This window comes from Paraburkholderia sp., assembly GCF_049581445.1.
In the GTDB taxonomy this organism is placed as follows: domain Bacteria; phylum Pseudomonadota; class Gammaproteobacteria; order Burkholderiales; family Burkholderiaceae; genus Paraburkholderia.
This window is the reverse complement of the sequence record NZ_JBAURZ010000349.1, coordinates 1-16,568: the sequence shown is the minus strand read 5'-3', so window position 1 is coordinate 16,568 and position 16,568 is coordinate 1. Positions and strand designations below refer to the sequence as shown.

Genomic DNA, 16,568 nt, shown 5'->3' with positions numbered 1-16,568 from the left:
GCCGCTCGCTCAGGCGAGATCGAAGCGGTCGAGATTCATCACCTTGACCCAGGCTGCAACGAAGTCCTTGATGAATTTCTCCTGCCCGTCTTCGCTTGCATAGACCTCGCACAATGCCCGCAACTGGGCATGCGAACCAAACACCAGGTCGACGCGGCTACCGGTCCACTTCGTCTCGCCGGTCTTGCGGTCACGCCCCTCAAATGCCTCCCGTTCCGACGAGCGCGGTTGCCATTCCGTGCGCATGTCAAGCAGGTTACGGAAGAAGTCGTTGGTCAGCGTGCCCGGCCGCCGCGTGAAGACGCTGTGCGGATTCTGTCCCGCATGGACGTCGAGAACGCGCAAGCCGCCGATCAGCACCGTCATTTCAGGGACGGTCAAAGTCAGCAATTGCGCCCTGTCGATCAACAGAGCCTCGGCGGGGACGCTGAATTTGCCTTTGAGGTAGTTGCGGAAGCCGTCGGCGACCGGTTCGAGCGCCCCAACCGATTCGACATCGGTCTGTTCCTGCGAGGCGTCCCCACGACCCGGTGTGAAAGGCACCGTCACCGCATGGCCGGCGCTCTTCGCCGCCTGCTCGATGCCGGCATTGCCGGCCAGCACGATCAGGTCTGCCAGCGAAACCTTCTTGCCACCAGACTGCGCGCCGTTGAACTCGCCCTGAATCCCTTCGAGCGCCTTCAGCACCTTCGCCAGTTGCGCGGGCTCATTGACCGCCCAGTCTTTCTGCGGAGCGAGGCGAATGCGCGCGCCGTTGGCGCCGCCGCGCTTGTCCGAGCCGCGGAAGGTGGACGCCGATGCCCACGCGGTCGACACCAGTTCCGCTACCGACAGCCCGGACGCCAGAATCTTCGTTTTAAGCGAAGCGACGTCCTTCTCATCGACGAGCGGGTGGTCGACCGCCGGAATCGGGTCTTGCCACAGCAGTTCTTCAGCAGGCACTTCCGGTCCGAGGTAGCGGGCGCGCGGTCCCATATCGCGGTGCGTCAGCTTGAACCATGCACGCGCGAAGGCATCGGCGAGCTGGTCGGGATTTTCAAAGAAGCGCCGCGAGATTTTCTCGTACGTCGGGTCCAAGCGTAGTGCCAGGTCGGTGGTGAGCATGGTCGGCAAGATCTTTTTCGACGGATCGTGCGCGTGCGGCACCGTTGCATCAGCACCCTTGGCGACCCACTGATTAGCACCCGCGGGACTCTTGGTCAGTTCCCATTCGTAGCCGAACAGGTTCTCGAAGAAGCCGTTGCCCCACTTCGTCGGCGTGGTCGTCCACGTTACTTCCAGACCGCTCGTGATCGTGTCGCCACCCTTGCCGGTGCCGAAGCTGTTCTTCCAGCCCAGCCCCATGTTCTCCAGATCGGCGGACTCGGGTTCGGGGCCGACATTGTCGGCAGGACCCGCGCCGTGCGTCTTGCCAAAGGTGTGGCCGCCGGCGATCAGCGCGACCGTTTCCTCGTCGTTCATGGCCATCCGCGCGAAAGTTTCACGGATGTCGTGCGCCGCAGCGAGCGGGTCCGGGTTGCCGTCGGGACCTTCCGGGTTCACGTAGATCAGGCCCATCTGCACGGCGCCCAGCGGATTCTCCAGGTGACGTCCATTGTCGTCGCGGCTCACCTCTTCACCGTGCTTCTCTTCGTCCGCGACGATCACGCCGCCGTCCTTGTCATCACCTGCCGCACCTTTGCCATAACGGACATCGCCGCCGAGCCACGTTTTCTCGTTGCCCCAGTAGACGTCCTGGTCCGGCTCCCACGTGTCCTCGCGACCGCCGCCAAAGCCGAAAGTCTTGAAGCCCATCGTCTCGAGCGCGACGTTGCCGGTCAGGATGAGCAGGTCGGCCCAGGAAATTTTCTCGCCGTACTTCTGCTTGATCGGCCAGAGCAGGCGACGAGCCTTGTCGAGGCTGACGTTATCCGGCCAGCTGTTCAGCGGTGCAAAGCGCTGCTGGCCGCGCCCGGCACCACCACGGCCGTCACCAATGCGATACGTGCCCGCACTGTGCCAGGCCATACGGATGAAAAGCGGACCGTAATGGCCGAAGTCGGCTGGCCACCAGTCCTGCGAATCGGTCATGAGCGCTGCGAGATCCTTCTTCACCGCAGGCAGATCAAGGCTCTTGAACGCCTCGGCATAGTTGAACCCGTGTTCCATCGGGTTCGATTTGGCGGAGTGTTGGCTGAGCAAGTCGAGCCGCATTTGCTTCGGCCACCAGTCCCGGTTCGTCGTGCCGCCGCCAGCGGCATGGTTGAAGGGGCATTTTGCGTCGTTTGACATGCGTTATCTCCTGGAAAGGACATACCTTCTAAGGCGCATTGCCGATCTCGCGTCGGCAGAGCCGCCGGACAATCACATGGTGAGTTTTTTTTGATGCACCACCGCTGACGACCCAATGCGCATGAGCTTTGTGTGAAGACCGGTGGTATGGCGCGCATTGGACGAGTACGGATGCCGTCCGCGATCAGACTGCAAACCAATGGTACGCAATTGTCGCAACGTTATTGATATGTTATGTCTATGACGTGGCGGTGGTTTTTGCTATCCATCGTCCAGTTGATTGAAGTTTATCTGCTGCCTTCAGATGCTGCCGTGGCCGTGCCAAAGCAGGGTTTGCGTCGGCCAAAAGCAATCTGGCGGCAATGTACGCCGCCAGATATCGTACCGGCCGGAACTGCCGCCGCTACTGCGCGCTCACCTTGCGCGGCTTGGTCGCCTTTTCCAGCTTGTTGTATTCGAACTCGGGGACATCCTTCAGCGCTGCCTTGGTTGCGCCCGGCAGATACAGATTGCCATTGCGAATTTCGAAGTGATCCACCGGAATCGCAACGTAATGGATGCCCATGCCAAGAAAGCCACCCACCGACAGCACCGCATAGGTTGCCTTGCGATCGGGTGCAATGATCACGTCATAGATGCTGCCCACCTTGTCATTGGCTTCGTTGTAAACCGGTTCGTCGACCAGCGCTTTGCGAACGCTCCAGCCGTGCAGCAATCCATTCGTTTCTTCGACCGTGCCGCCGAGCGGTTGCACGCCGGCAATCTGTGCCATCGCAGCGGGCAATGCGCACGTGAACAGGATTGCGCCAGCGCAGAGTTGTGCCTTGATTTTCATCATCAGATCTTTACCGTTCCCTGACGGCTCCCTATGAAATAGATGGAATACCCAGTAGCACGCGTCATGCCCGGCCTATGGGACACGAACCGGGCATCGCGGTTAATATGCACATGCACATTTCGCTTTCCTGATTCGCTCGCGGTCACTCCCAGGCGAGCCAGCACTCCAACCATCGCGTGATTCCACTCGACCAACGTCCATGCCCGTTCGCAACGAATCCCCCGCTCCCGCACTTGAATGTCGAGGACTGAGCAAGGCCTACGGTCCAAACCGCGTCGTTCTCGCGGGTCTTGACTTCACACTCGCGCGCGGTGAGTTTGTTGCGGTCATGGGCGATTCCGGCGTGGGCAAATCCACGCTTCTGAATCTGATCGCAGGGCTGGATAAAGCCGATAGTGGCGACGTGCTGATCGACGGCGAGCCCGTCAGCCAACTCGACGACGATGCGGCCACGCGCCTGCGTCGTCAGAAACTCGGCTTCGTGTTTCAGGCTTTTCATGTGCTGCCTCATCTGACGCTGGCGCAAAACGTCGCGCTGCCGTTGCTGCTGAATAACCTGTCGCCCGCTCATGCGCTCGACATGCTCGCCGCCGTTGGTCTCGCCGGACGCGGCGACGACTTCCCGCGCCAGTTGTCAGGCGGCGAGTTGCAACGGGTCGCCATCGCGCGTGCGCTGGTGCATCAGCCCAAACTGATTCTGGCCGATGAGCCCACCGGCAACCTCGACCCCGACACTGCCCACGAAGTGCTCATGCTATTGCGTGCGCAAGCCCGCTCGAACCATGCGGCCACGATGATGGTCACTCACTCGGAGGCCGCTGCCGCGATCGCTGACCGCGTGCTGATCCTGAGTGCCGGTCATTTGCATCCCGGTACGCTCCCCGCCCGGCGCAGCGTCCGCAGTGTCGATAAGCCTCATGCGTAACCGCGCTACGTCGTCTTCCAGCTCCGCGCGCGGCGCGCGGCAACTGGGCCGCTGGCTGATTGGCGCCGAATGGCACAGCCAGCGCGGCCGTGCGCTAGTGGCTATCGTGACGATTGCGCTTGGTGTCGCACTTGGTTATTCCGTACAACTTATCAACAGTTCAGCGTTCAATGAATTCTCCGCCGCCGCGCGCAGCCTGTCTGGTGAAGCGGATCTGGAAGTACGCGGCGCCCAACCGCTGTTCGACGATACCTGGTATCCACGCCTGGCCACCGAGCCTGGTGTTGCCCTCGCAAGCCCGGTACTTGAGCTGGACGCGACCGTGCCCGGCCAGAATGCGCCGCTCAAGGTGCTAGGTATCGATGTGTTCAAGGCAAGCCGGATCGCGCCGGATCTCGTCGGCGTGCCCGCTTCGCAGCGTCCGCTGGATACGCTCGCGGACGACACCATTTTCCTCTCGCCCGCCGCGCAGCAATGGCTGCATACCGCGCCGGGCCAGCACATTGCCCTACAAAGCGGGACGTCGAGCGTGAACCTGCGTGTCGCGGGAGGCCTGGTCAGAACGCGGCCCGGTGAGCGCATTGCAGTGATGGACATCGCCGCCGCGCAATGGCGCTTTGCGCGGCTCGGCAAACTCTCACGGGTCGACCTCGAATTGCAGCGCGGCATCGACCGCGAACGCTTCAAGCATGACCTGCAAGCACGCGTTGCCCCTCAGCTTGTCGTGTTCGAACCGGGCGATGTCGACAGCCGCACCAGTCGCCTGTCCCGCGCCTACCGCATCAACATGAACGTGCTGGCGTTGGTCGCGCTGTTCACCGGCGCTTTTCTGGTGTTTTCGACCCAGGCGCTGAGTGTCGTGCGGCGGCGCGCCCAACTGGCGATGCTACGCGTACTCGGCCTGACGCGCGGTCAGTTGCTGCGCCAGATTCTGATGGAAGGTGCGCTCCTCGGTGTACTCGGTTCGCTCGCCGGGCTCGCGTTGGGCTATGTGATTGCTGGTGCCGCGTTGCGTTTCTTCGGCAGCGATCTGGGTGGTGGCTATTTTCCTGGTGTGCAGCCGCGCGTCAGTTTCGAACCCGCGGCCAGTGCCGTGTTTCTGCTATTGGGCATTCTCGTTGCCGTACTCGGCAGTCTCGCGCCAGCACTCGAAGCCGCAGACGCGCGTCCCGCCACGGCTCTGAAAGCGGGCAGCGAAGAAGGCGCGCTCGCGAGACTCGCGTCGCCGTGGCCGGCCCTCGTCTGCATCGTACTCGCGGCTGTGTTCACGCAACTGCCGCCGATATTCGACGCGCCCATTCTCGGCTACCTCGCGGTGGCGCTTCTGCTGGTCGGTGGGATTGCGTTGATGCCGCGCTGTACTGCAGTCGTGTTTACCGCGATCAGTCGTGCGCGCGAGCGGCGCCGAACCGGGTCGACCAGCGCTGCCACCCGCGCGCCCACTACGGCGCTCGCGCTGTCGCGCCTCGCCAACGCACCTGGTCAGGCGTCGGTGGCGATCAGCGGCGTCCTGTCCAGCTTCGCGCTGATCGTCGCGATGGCCATCATGGTCGCCAGCTTTCGTGTGTCCGTCGACGAGTGGCTAGGCCATCTGCTATCCGCCGATCTGTACGTGCGGGTCGCATCCAACGGCGATACCAGTGTGCTGAGTCCGGACGACCAGGCGCGGATAGCGGCAGCATCTGGCGTCAAAACCGCAGCATTCAGCCGCGTCTCGCAACTGACGCTCGACCCCGCTCGCCCCGCCGTAACATTGATTGCGCGCGAAATCGACGCCGCCGATCCGGGCGCCACCCTCCAGATGTCCGGCCCTGTGTTACCGCCTGCCACGCTGCATGGCGACACGCCGATCTGGGTCTCCGAGGCGATGGTCGATCTGTATCGCTACCGGCTCGGGCAGCGGGTCGAGCTTCCGGTAGGCGAGCACCAGCAAGCGTTTGTCGTGGCGGGAATCTGGCGTGACTACGTGCGTCAAACCGGCTCGATTCAGCTACGCCTCGCCGACTATCGGCGCCTCACGCACGACAACGGCGCAACCGACGTCGCCATCACCGTCGCGCCTGGCAAAAGTGTCGAGCAAGTAATGACCGCACTGCGCGCGCTGCCCTTTGGCGGCGTGCTGACGTTCGCTCAACCCGGCGAGATTCGCGCGCGCTCGCTGACCATCTTCGACCGCAGCTTTGCGGTGACGTACCTGCTCGAAGCGGTGGCGATTGTGATTGGTCTGTTCGGCGTGGCCGCCACTTTCTCGGCGCAGACGCTCGCCAGGGCGCGGGAGTTCGGCATGTTGCGCCATGTTGGCGTGACCCGCAGCCAGGTGCTCGCGATTCTCGCCAAAGAAGGCGGCATGCTGACGGCTCTTGGCATCACGATGGGCTTCGTGCTGGGGTTCGCGGTGAGCCTCATCCTCGTGTTTGTTGTCAACCCGCAATCGTTCCATTGGACCATGTCGCTCCATATGCCCTGGCGGGTCTTGTGCACCGTGGCGGCGGTCATGTTGTTCGCGTCATGTGCGACGGCGGTACTGGCAGGCCGCAGGGCCATCTCGATCGATGCGATACGCGCGGTGAAGGAGGACTGGTAATGCGAGCGCCGCCAGTCTTGCGTAAACGGGAACGTCGGGTTGAACACCGTCACGAAGCGCGGCGGTTCGCTGCGTCGGTCGTTATGGTGTGCCGCGCAGGTTCGGCGTGCGTGTCCCTTATGCTGGCCTGGCTGTCGCTGTGCCTGATGTTCGCCACCGCCCATGCGGCTCCGCCGACGTTCGCAACGGTCACACCCGGACATGCACTCACGTTCCCATCGGACACGGGTGCGCATCCCGCATTCCAGACCGAATGGTGGTACGCAACCGGCTGGCTGAATACGCCGGATGGCACGCCATTAGGATTCCAGATCACCTTTTTTCGTTCGGCGACCCCACACGACCGCGCGGACCCCAGCGCGTTTGCGCCGACGCAACTGATCATCGCCCATGCGGCCCTGAGTGATCCCGCGTTAGGCCGAGGTATCCACGATCAGAAAATTGCTCGACAAGGTTTTGACCTCGCGTATGCCAAACCGGACAATACCGACGTCAAGCTCGACGACTGGACCATGGTGCGCGCCCCCGACGGCCATTACAGTGTGACGGCCAGGGCGAACGGCTTCGCGCTAAACCTCTCGCTCGCGCCGACGCAGCCACCGCTTCTGGAGGGCGATCAGGGCTACTCACAAAAGGGACCATCACCGGACGAGGCGAGCTACTACTACAGCGAACCGCAATTGCGCGTGTGCGGGACTGTTGTCCGACCTGGACATGCCTCGCAGGAGCAAACGGCAAGCACACCCGTCCAGGGTGTCGCATGGCTCGACCACGAATGGTCGAGCACCTTGCTTAGTCCCGACGCGGTGGGATGGGACTGGCTCGGCGCCAATCTCGCCGACGGTTCGGCACTGATGGCGTTCAAGATACGCGGACGCGACGGCAAATCGGTCTGGGCGCATGCCGCGCTGCGCGACGCGCACGGCAAGCTCATCACGTTCGATCCCGCGCAGGTGGACTTCATACCGCTGCGCACGTGGCGCTCGCCGCGAACCAATACACCGTATCCCGTCGCAGAGACCGTCAGAACCGGGCCGCTTACGTGGCAACTCGAACCCTTGCTCGACGACCAGGAACTCGACTCGCGCGACTCGACCGGCACGGCCTATTGGGAAGGCGCGGTCACCATCAAACGTGACGGCAACGCGGTTGGACGCGGCTACCTGGAACTGACGGGTTATGCAAAACCCCTGACGCTACAGAATCCCGCCAAGGCAGCGCGCTAATCTGATAACACCGGGATAGCCCAGAAGCAATCTCGCGGGCACATCGTTTGCTGCCGCGTTCAGAGGTGTATCACTGATCTACGCCCCCTTGCCCGCGCCACCCCTTTTTTTCGCGCCCGCAAGCTTTCGGCCCGTTAATCGAAACGGAGCGCGTGGCCATGCAAATGACGGAGAATGCGAACCGGCGGCACGTGCGTCAGGCACGCCGCCGGGCCCGCTCGCGGGAGATGTCCCGCTATGCGGGCAAGCCCTTGCGGCTGCTCTGGCGCTACATCGCAAGGCGCAAACTTTCGCATCTGATCGTATTGCTGAGCGTGATCGCCGCAGTCGGCTGCGCGCTGGCGTCCCAATACGGAATCAAGAATCTGATCGATTCGCTGCCCTCTGGCCGTGCACATCCGGCCATCGTGATGCATGCCTTTATGTTGCTGGTCGGCCTGATCGTCGCGGATAACCTGTTCTGGCGTCTCGGTGGATGGATTGCCGCTCGGACCTTCGTCACGGTGACGGGGGACATCCGCCGCGAAATGTTCGCTTATCTGACCGCGCATCCACCGGCCTTTTTTGCGGACAAACAGCCCGGCGTGCTGTCGAGTCGCATCTCCGCCACCGCCAACGCCGTCTACGTCCTCGAAAATACCGTTTCGTGGACGGCGCTGCCGCCATGTCTGACCGTCGTCGGGGCCATCGCGATGGTGGCCGCAGTCAGTATTCAAATGAGCGCCGCGCTGGTCGCAATCTCCGCCATTCTTGCCGTCGGGCTGTTCGTGCTGGCGAGCAAGGGCACGTCGCGCCATCAGGCGTTCGCCGCGAGAGCGGCATCGGTCGACGGCGAACTGGTCGATATCATCGGCAATATGGGGCTGGTACGGGCCTTCAGTGCTTTCGGCGCCGAGCACAAACGCTTCGACGGGCACCTTGCGACGGAAACCAAAGCGCGCACCCACAGTCTGCTGTACCTGGAAAAGCTGCGGCTATTGCACGCCATCGCCACAGCCATACTTTCCGCAGCGATGCTCGGCTGGACCCTCTGGCTATGGAGCCAGGGCCGCGCCACCACCGGCGACGTCGTGCTGATCAGTTCGCTCGGTTTTGCGATCCTGCACGGCACGCGCGATCTGGCGGTGGCGTTCGTCGATCTGACCCAGCACGTTGCCCGCCTGGGCGAAGCCTCGTCGACCTTGCTGAGCCCGCATGCGATGCCCGAGCGCTCCGACGCCGCGCCGCTGCTCGTCGAGCAAGCGCGTATCGACTTCACCAACGTGACGTTTGCTTACCCTGGTCGCAGGCCCGTGCTCAACGGCCTGACGCTGCATATCCCGGCGGGCCAGCGCGTGGGGCTGGTTGGTCCCTCCGGCGCGGGCAAATCGACCATCCTCGCGCTACTCCAGCACTTCTACGAGCCCGCCTCGGGCTGCGTCAGCATCTCCGGCCAGGACATCGGGCGGGTTTCGCTGGACAGCTTGCAAGCGGCCATGTCCGTCGTGCCGCAGGATGTCTCCCTGTTCCATCGTTCCTTGCTGGAGAACATCCGTTACGGCGCGCCGAAGGCTGACGAAGCCGATGTGCGCCGCGCGTGTGCGGACGCCAATTGTCTCGACTTCATCGCCGCCATGCCGGAAGGCCTGAATACCATTGCGGGCGATCGCGGCGCCAAACTGTCTGGCGGTCAACGGCAACGCATCGCCATTGCGCGTGCCATCCTGCGGGATTCCCCCATTCTGCTGCTCGACGAGGCCACGTCCTCGCTCGACTCCGGCTCCGAAGCCGCCATCCAGGCGGCGCTCGAGCGGCTGATGAAAGGCCGCACGGTGGTAGCAATCGCGCACCGCCTGTCCACCCTGCAGAGTTTCGACCGGATCGTCGTCATCAACCGTGGACGCATCGTGCAGGACGGCAGCCCTGCCGAACTTGCAGCCCAACCGGGTATCTACCGCGACACGCTCGCACGCGAGCGCAAACGCGTTCCGTCTGCCGGACTCGCCTAACGCTCTACCGAACAATTTCCATAACGTTCAGCAAGACAACGTTTGCGTTACCTGCCGTCTGTCCGACACGCTACGCCAACGCACTCGGACTCGGACTCGACAAAATCCTGAAGATATTCTGAGGAATGCCGATATACGGTGTTTCATCTCACTCCATGCCAGAGGCACTGATGGTGTCGGTAGCTCGCGCGATGGCGGCGTTCAAGGTCGACGTAAGCGATCCGGAGTTGGTCCGGTCGCAGATGCAGGCATTTCGCCGGCAGATTCCGCTGCTTTACTTCATTCTCGTCGTCAGCACGATGGCGGTCGCCGTCACGCACGTGAACTGCGCGCCGGCCTGGGCGTCCATTTATATACCCGCAGGCCTGTGCGCAATTTGCGTGATCCGCTGCCTGCGTTGGTGGCATGTGCGGCACGAGACACTCACCGGGGAGCAAGCCGTCCAGGCGTTGCGTCAGTCCATGCGGCTCGTTGGGCTGATCGCCGTGGGCTTCACCGGGTGGGCGTGGGAACTGTTTCGCTACGGACCTGCCTACGAGCAAGCGCAGGTCGCTTTTTACATGGCGACCACGGTGGTGGGATGTGTTTTCTGCCTGATGAATTTACGCGCGGCGGCGCTGCGACTGCTGACCATTGTGATCGGCTCGTGCACGGTTTGCCTCATCGCGACAGGGCGCCCGGTATTTATTGCCATGGCGATCGACATGGTGTTTGTCGGCGTGGCGCTGGCCTTTATCGTCGACCTGTACCACCGAAACTACGCCGGCCTCGTCTATTCGAAACGCGAATTGCTGGCGAGCCAGGCCATCACGCAGAAACTGAGCGACGACAACTTCCGGCTTGCCAATATTGACAGTCTCACCGGCCTGCCCAACCGCCGCAGTTTCTTCTCCTCGCTGACCGCCCTGACCGAACAGGACACGAGCGTTGTCGGTGGCTTCCATATGGGCCTGATCGACCTCGACGGTTTCAAGCAGGTCAACGATATCTACGGTCATTCGAGCGGCGACCTCGTCCTCAAGGAGGTCGGCGCGCGACTGCTGGCATTGGCCGATCCGACAATGTTTTTCGCGCGACTCGGTGGTGACGAGTTCGGCGTCATCATTCAACGGCGCCTGAGCGAGGCGGAACTCGATCAACTCGGCCAGACGCTGTGCGAGCAGTTGACGCGCCCCTACATGGTGGGCGGCAACACGGCCGAACTGTCGGGGACGATCGGCTGGGCTGGTCTGCCTGCCGTTCGGATCAGCGCGGCTGAAATCTTCGAGCGCGCGGACGCGGCGTTATATGTCGGCAAGGAAAGCCGCCGGGGCACTGCGGTCGTGTTTTCCGCCGAGCATGAAAACCGCGTGCGACGTGCGAGCCTGGTCGCCCAGGAACTCAAGGCGGCCAACCTGGAGGCGGAGCTGTATCTGGAGTTCCAGCCGATCTGCGATGTACGCGAGCGTACCGTGGCGGGTTTCGAGGCCCTCGGACGCTGGCGCAGTCCCAAGCTCGGACAGGTGCGGCCCGACGAGTTCATCCGGATTGCCGAGCGCACCGACCTGATCCGCGGCGTAACTGACGTGCTGTTACGCAAGGCGCTGACCGAAGCCGCAAACTGGGCGGCCGACGTCTATCTGTCGTTCAACCTGTCTGCGCTGGACATTTCTTCCGTGCCCCGCTCACGGCGACTGCTCGACATCGTGGCCGCAGGACCGACCCCGGCCGAGCGCGTGCATTTCGAAATCACCGAAACCGCAGTGACACGCGATTTCAGACAGGCGCGCGCCTCGCTCGCACTGATCAAGCAGGCGGGCTGTCATGTGTCGCTCGACGATTTCGGTACCGGCTATTCGAGTCTGAGCTATGTGCACCGGCTGCCCTTCGATACGATCAAGATTGACCGGAGCTTTGTCGCCGAGGTCGATACGGACCTCGCCTCCGGGCAGATCATCCGCTCTGTGATTGATCTGTGCCGCAATCTGGGGCTGGCGTGCGTGGTCGAAGGCGTCGAGACCGAAGCGCAATGCGAAATTCTGACTGCGCTCGGCGTACGCGTCATGCAAGGTTACCTGTTCGGCCGCCCTGCCCCGGCTGACGCGCTGCCAATGATTCAACGTCGGCTCCAGCTCACAGCGGTGTGAAGAAGCCGTCATCGTCACTATCAACCCGTCGACTCCAGCGGCACCCCACCAAACGCTTGCCGCTGCGCCAGCGAAACGAATGCCTGTGCATCGCGCGCAGCCTGAACGACAGGCGCCATGCCGAAGAACTCGTGCGTCGCGCCGTGATATTCGCGGTGCTCCACGGCAACCCCAGCCGCGCGCAGTTTCTCCGCGAGCCTCTCGCCATCCGAGCGCAGTGGGTCAATGCCTGCGGTCACCACCACCGTAGGCGGTAAGTTCGACAGATCCGCGCTGACGACGTCAATCAACAGACTGCTCAGATCGCGTTCATCGTTGATCACGTTCTGCACGAACCACAGCATCATTTTCTTGTTCAACGGTTGCGCCTTGCGATTCGCTTCGTACGAGATCGAGACAATGTTGTTGCTCGCCACCGGATAGATCAGCGCCTGGTGGATGGGCGGCGGCAAGCCGGTATCGCGTGCGTGGATCGACACGTTGATCGCGAGATTGGCGCCCGCGCTTTCGCCCATTACTGCGAGCTTGAGCGGGTCGCCGCCAAGGCGTGCCGCGTTCTCCACCAGCCAGTGCCACGCGGCGAAGGCATCTTGATGCGCGGCGGGGAGTTTGTGTTCGGGCGCCTGCCGATAACGCGCCGAGACCACGATCGCCTTGCTCTGCGCGGCCAGCGAGCGCGGCGTCGCATCGTAGACGTCGAGGTCCGCGATCACCCAGCCGCCACCGTGAAAATACAGGATCACCGGAAACGGGCCTTCGCCAGCCGGGGTATAAACACGCGCCGCGTTGGTAGCAGTGGTGCCTGCGGCGTCGCCACCCGCTGGAATTTTGATGTCCTCAGTCACCACGGCTTCCACTTCGAGCGGCAGGCGCGTGGCGTGGCCGGCCTGTGTCAGCAGTTTCCTGACGGCGTCGGCAAGCGTGGGCTGTTCGCGCGCTTCAGCAACGCTGCAGGTTTCAATGGGCTTGGGCTTCAGACTCCTGAAAGCCTCCAGCACTGCTTTCATATCGTCGTCCGCGTGCGAGGTCGGATCGAGTCCGATCATCCCTTTGAGCGTTTCGGTCAGCGTCATGGCCATACCCTCGATCAAGTCGTACATCGTCGCGGCGCGAAGTCCGGCTCACATCCGCAAGTGAAAGCAAGGCCGGCACCGGCGGCCCTGCTACGCTTTGCCGGGATCACTTGCCCTTGGTATCGCTGCTGGCGTCCGCGCCGGGCATGTTGGTGGTGTCGTTCGCCGGCTTCGTCGCGGTAGTGTGCTTCTTCTTGGTCGAGTGCGCCTTCGTACTCATGCTGCCGCTGGCAGCCGTCATGGCCGAGTCGCTAGCGACGCCGCCGCCTCCGCCTCCCCCGGCACTGCCGGAGCCACCTGAACTGCCGCCCGCTGCGAACGCAATGCCAGAGCCTGAAAGCAGGGCCGAAATCAATACGATGTGATGGATCTTCATAACGTGCTCGTCTATGAGGTTGGAAGTGTTGAGAAGCTGAGCGACCGAGCCGCGCAGACCCCAACCGTATTCAGCAAGCGGTGTGCCCCTGTGCGGGTGCTGCTGAATCGGGCGAAGCCTGTAGCGACGTGGTGCAGACGAGGCGCCACGGCGGCGCATCGTCTACGCGTTCTGCGTAAAAACTGCGTGGCGTGATGCGTATTGCAGGTTGCGTGGTGTCTTGTATGCGTCATGAGGCGAGCCACAAGCAAAATAATTTGCGCTGCGAAACGCATACCGCAAACCACCTCGAACGATGCCCTTAGCACACCCGTCGACGCTCACAGGCTTACGCAGTGGGGTGCGCGGAGAGATGCAGACGGGCGACAAGCCCGTCGCGAAAGTGACCGATACGGCGTCGGTGCCGACGCGGTCAATGGACAGGTGCATCCGTTCGCATGAAGCGAAACAGATGGGCACGGCGCTTGCTGCTGGGGAACGGCTTTAGCGGCACCGTTGATTCTCCCTTAGCCAGCGCCTTCACTTCTTCACACTATGCCGACGCCGCTCAATGTCCTGCTGGTCGCCTCGGAAGCGGCCCCTCTCGCCAAGACCGGTGGACTCGCCGATATGGTCAGCGCCTATGGCGCAGCGTTAAGCGAGGCCGGGGTCGCCGCGTCGATCCTCATGCCCGCCTATCCCAGCGCCCTCAAGCGCGTACTCGGCGCGACCCGGGTTGCGAAACTGGCCGGGTTGCCCGGCGGGGATGGCGTCATCATCCGCGCCCGCATGCCGGATACCGGACTCTCGGTGCTGCTGTTGCAGATGGATCATCTGTACGATCGTGAAGGACTTTATCTTGACCACCAGGGTCGGGACTATGTCGACAATCTGGTGCGCTTTGCGTCATTGGCTGCGGCAGCGGCCAGAATCGCGCGTGGCGTACGCGGCATCAAACGCCCTGACATCGTGCATGCGCACGACTGGCATGCCGGGTTGACGCCGCTTTTCATGAAGCTTGGCGGGGTGGCCGCGCGCAGCGTCTTTACGATCCATAACCTCGCGTTTCAAGGCAACTATCCCTTGGCCGCAGGCGCCTGGATCGGCGTGCCGCCCGAATTGCTGGCGCCCGCATTGAGTGACGAGCGCAGCATCGAATTTTACGGTTTCCTAAGCATGATCAAGGCCGGCATCGTCCATGCGGACCGGGTGACGACCGTCAGCGAGCGTTACGCCCGCGAGATTCTCACGCCGCGTTTCGGTCACCGCATGGAAGGCGTGCTCAACGCCGAGACGCACAAGCTGTCTGGCATCACGAACGGCATCGATATGCAGAGGTGGGATCCGTCCACCGATCCGTTGATTGCGAGCCGCTACTCGGCTGACAACGTGGCCGGCAAATATGCCTGCAAGCGCTCATTGCAACAGGCGTTTGGTCTGGCTCGCGAGCCGTTCGTGCCGCTGGTAGCGATCGGTAGCCGGCTCACCGGGCAGAAACTCGCCGAGGAAGTTGCCGAAGCAATCCCGGCTATGCTGTCGCGCCATGATCGTCTGCAGTTCGCCATCCTCGGTCAGGGTGACGTGCGCATCGAACGCCGCCTGCGCGAACTCGCCACGCAGTGGCCGGGCCGCGTCGGCGTGTGCATCGGCTATGACGAAACGCTCGCGCACATGCTGCACGCGGGCGCGGACATCCTGCTGCATGCGAGCCGCTTCGAGCCGTGCGGCCTCACGCAACTGTATGCGATGCGCTTTGGCACCATCCCGGTGGCCTCGCGCGTGGGCGGCCTCGCCGACACGATCTCCGACTATGCCTTCGAGCTGGACCGCCACAGCACTGCCAACGGGTTCCTGTTTGAAGGTGAAACTGCCGTGGACATCGCAAACGCCGTGGCGCGGGCTATCGATGCGTTCAAGAATCCGTCGCTATGGCGCGCCCTGCAGCGCAATGCCATGACCCGCGATTCCGGCTGGAACGCTCCCGTGCGGCGCTATCTGGATGTGTATGGCGAATTGACAGATGCCCGTCCTGCCGCGGGTGTCGACACCCGGGTCGAAACGCGGATCAACAAGCGCGAGAACACGAACCTCGCGCAAGCCGCGCTGCGTTCCAGTACGGCGCCCAGCACCCGCCGGTCGCAGGCGCTCGCCGATGACGCCGACAAGCCGCAAGCGGCGGCGCAGTGACCTCGCGTACCCTCACCGCGCCTTGGCAGGAACCTCATGCGCGTTGCACGCAATCTCCAGTTCCGGACGCACGCTAAAGGTAGGCTGGCTCATCCACGCTTCGAGCCACCCGCGCCATGCGGGCCACTGTGCGGCCAGATCGAATTCCCTGTCGATGAGGCCGCTGTCGTCCTCGCGCAGCGTGGCATAGACGATATGCTCGCCGTTCCAGTACGCAACGGCCTGCTCAGTCAGGTCGGCGGTGGTCCCGAACGCGACGTCCCGTAGGATCATCGCGAGCTTGCTCTCAAACTCGTCTCGGGTCATGGTGACCTCCATTGATGCCTGTCCACAGCACGACTGGTGCCCGACGGCGCAAATAGCCCGAGAGCCGGTTTCGTGATGCTCATCCCGCACGCTGGCATGGCCTGTTCAACGATACTCCCCCTGGCCCCACAGCGTAGGCTTGCCGCGCGATCAGTTCGTCGACGTCGTGCGCAGGCTCGGCCACACCAGGGTGAAGTGCACGCCACCGTGGGCCGGCACGTAGACGTCACGGCTTCGCTCCGCGCCCTCCACCGAGGCGATCACGCGATAGTGCCCCTGTGGCAGGCGCGCAAAGAGATACGGGCCGTCTGAAGTCGCGGCAAATACCGTGGCGCCGTCTGCCTTGAACACCTGCACGTTCACCCCCGACAGGTATTCGCCGGAACGTGTGGTAAAGGTCGCCCGCATGTTGTAACCCGAGGCGAGTTCGCGAATCGCGGTGGCCTCATCCTGCCCCACGCCGCCCGTGACGTAAGCGACGCCGTGATCCTGTCCTGCCGGAATGTCATCGGTTGAGCTATTTTGTGTGGGCGGCGGTCCAGCCGGTATGACAGGCGGAGACGGGTTGGCCGCGCTATTCACTGAAGCGGACTCGCGCACCAGCACCTGGGTCGACGCGGACGCGGCCCGGGCGCTGCCCTCACCCGACGGCACGGGCCTGGTTTCGGTGCGTTCGGCTGATACCGGCT

11 protein-coding genes and 1 pseudogene are annotated in these 16,568 nt (G+C 63.1%); 6 read left to right on the top strand and 6 right to left on the bottom strand.

Annotated elements, in window-relative coordinates:
• Positions 1–9: 9 nt before the first annotated feature.
• The gene (gene katG / locus WCA85_RS29550; protein ID WP_424068413.1) at positions 10–2,271 is read right to left on the bottom strand and encodes a catalase/peroxidase HPI; all 2,262 of its coding nucleotides are present in this window, start codon (positions 2,269–2,271) and stop codon (positions 10–12) included.
• A 403-nt stretch (positions 2,272–2,674) separates the two neighbouring features.
• Complete coding sequence (locus tag WCA85_RS29545) at positions 2,675–3,106, bottom strand: PRC-barrel domain-containing protein (RefSeq protein WP_424068482.1); 432 nt, start codon at positions 3,104–3,106, stop codon at positions 2,675–2,677.
• A 202-nt stretch (positions 3,107–3,308) separates the two neighbouring features.
• On the opposite strand from WCA85_RS29545, the gene WCA85_RS29540 reads away from it, so the two are divergent.
• From WCA85_RS29540 to WCA85_RS29520, 5 genes are all read left to right on the top strand, one after another.
• Positions 3,309–4,034: an ABC transporter ATP-binding protein gene (locus tag WCA85_RS29540; protein ID WP_424068412.1), complete on the top strand. Its 726-nt coding sequence runs from the start codon at positions 3,309–3,311 to the stop codon at positions 4,032–4,034.
• Positions 4,027–6,618 carry an FtsX-like permease family protein gene (locus tag WCA85_RS29535; RefSeq protein WP_424068411.1) on the top strand — a complete coding sequence of 864 codons (2,592 nt, stop codon included), beginning with the start codon at positions 4,027–4,029 and terminating at the stop codon, positions 6,616–6,618. Before WCA85_RS29540 ends, WCA85_RS29535 begins: the two co-directional genes overlap by 8 nt.
• Before the next feature lie 119 nt (positions 6,619–6,737).
• Positions 6,738–7,844 carry a lipocalin-like domain-containing protein gene (locus tag WCA85_RS29530; RefSeq protein WP_424068481.1) on the top strand — a complete coding sequence of 369 codons (1,107 nt, stop codon included), beginning with the start codon at positions 6,738–6,740 and terminating at the stop codon, positions 7,842–7,844.
• Between the two features lie 158 nt (positions 7,845–8,002).
• Positions 8,003–9,832 (top strand): ABC transporter ATP-binding protein, encoded by a 1,830-nt coding sequence (locus tag WCA85_RS29525; protein ID WP_424068410.1) that lies wholly within the window; start codon positions 8,003–8,005, stop codon positions 9,830–9,832.
• A gap of 170 nt (positions 9,833–10,002) precedes the next feature.
• Entirely contained in the window at positions 10,003–11,958 is a 1,956-nt protein-coding gene (locus tag WCA85_RS29520; RefSeq protein ID WP_424068480.1) for a putative bifunctional diguanylate cyclase/phosphodiesterase, read from the top strand.
• 20 nt (positions 11,959–11,978) lie between these two features.
• On the opposite strand, the gene WCA85_RS29515 is transcribed toward WCA85_RS29520, so the two are convergent.
• Positions 11,979–13,058, bottom strand: coding sequence for an alpha/beta hydrolase (locus tag WCA85_RS29515; protein ID WP_424068409.1), 1,080 nt, complete (start codon positions 13,056–13,058; stop codon positions 11,979–11,981).
• 79 nt (positions 13,059–13,137) lie between these two features.
• Entirely contained in the window at positions 13,138–13,407 is a 270-nt protein-coding gene (locus WCA85_RS29510) for a hypothetical protein (protein WP_424068408.1), read from the bottom strand.
• A 534-nt stretch (positions 13,408–13,941) separates the two neighbouring features.
• Here WCA85_RS29510 and glgA point away from each other — a divergent pair.
• On the top strand, positions 13,942–15,573 hold the full coding sequence (glgA, locus tag WCA85_RS29505; protein WP_424068407.1) for a glycogen synthase GlgA: 1,632 nt from the start codon (positions 13,942–13,944) through the stop codon (positions 15,571–15,573).
• Positions 15,574–15,585: 12 nt separating this feature from the next.
• On the opposite strand, the gene WCA85_RS29500 is transcribed toward glgA, so the two are convergent.
• Positions 15,586–15,879 carry a hypothetical protein gene (locus WCA85_RS29500; RefSeq protein ID WP_424068406.1) on the bottom strand — a complete coding sequence of 98 codons (294 nt, stop codon included), beginning with the start codon at positions 15,877–15,879 and terminating at the stop codon, positions 15,586–15,588.
• A gap of 150 nt (positions 15,880–16,029) precedes the next feature.
• Positions 16,030–16,568, bottom strand: a pseudogene (locus WCA85_RS29495) (hypothetical protein); the annotation flags it as partial.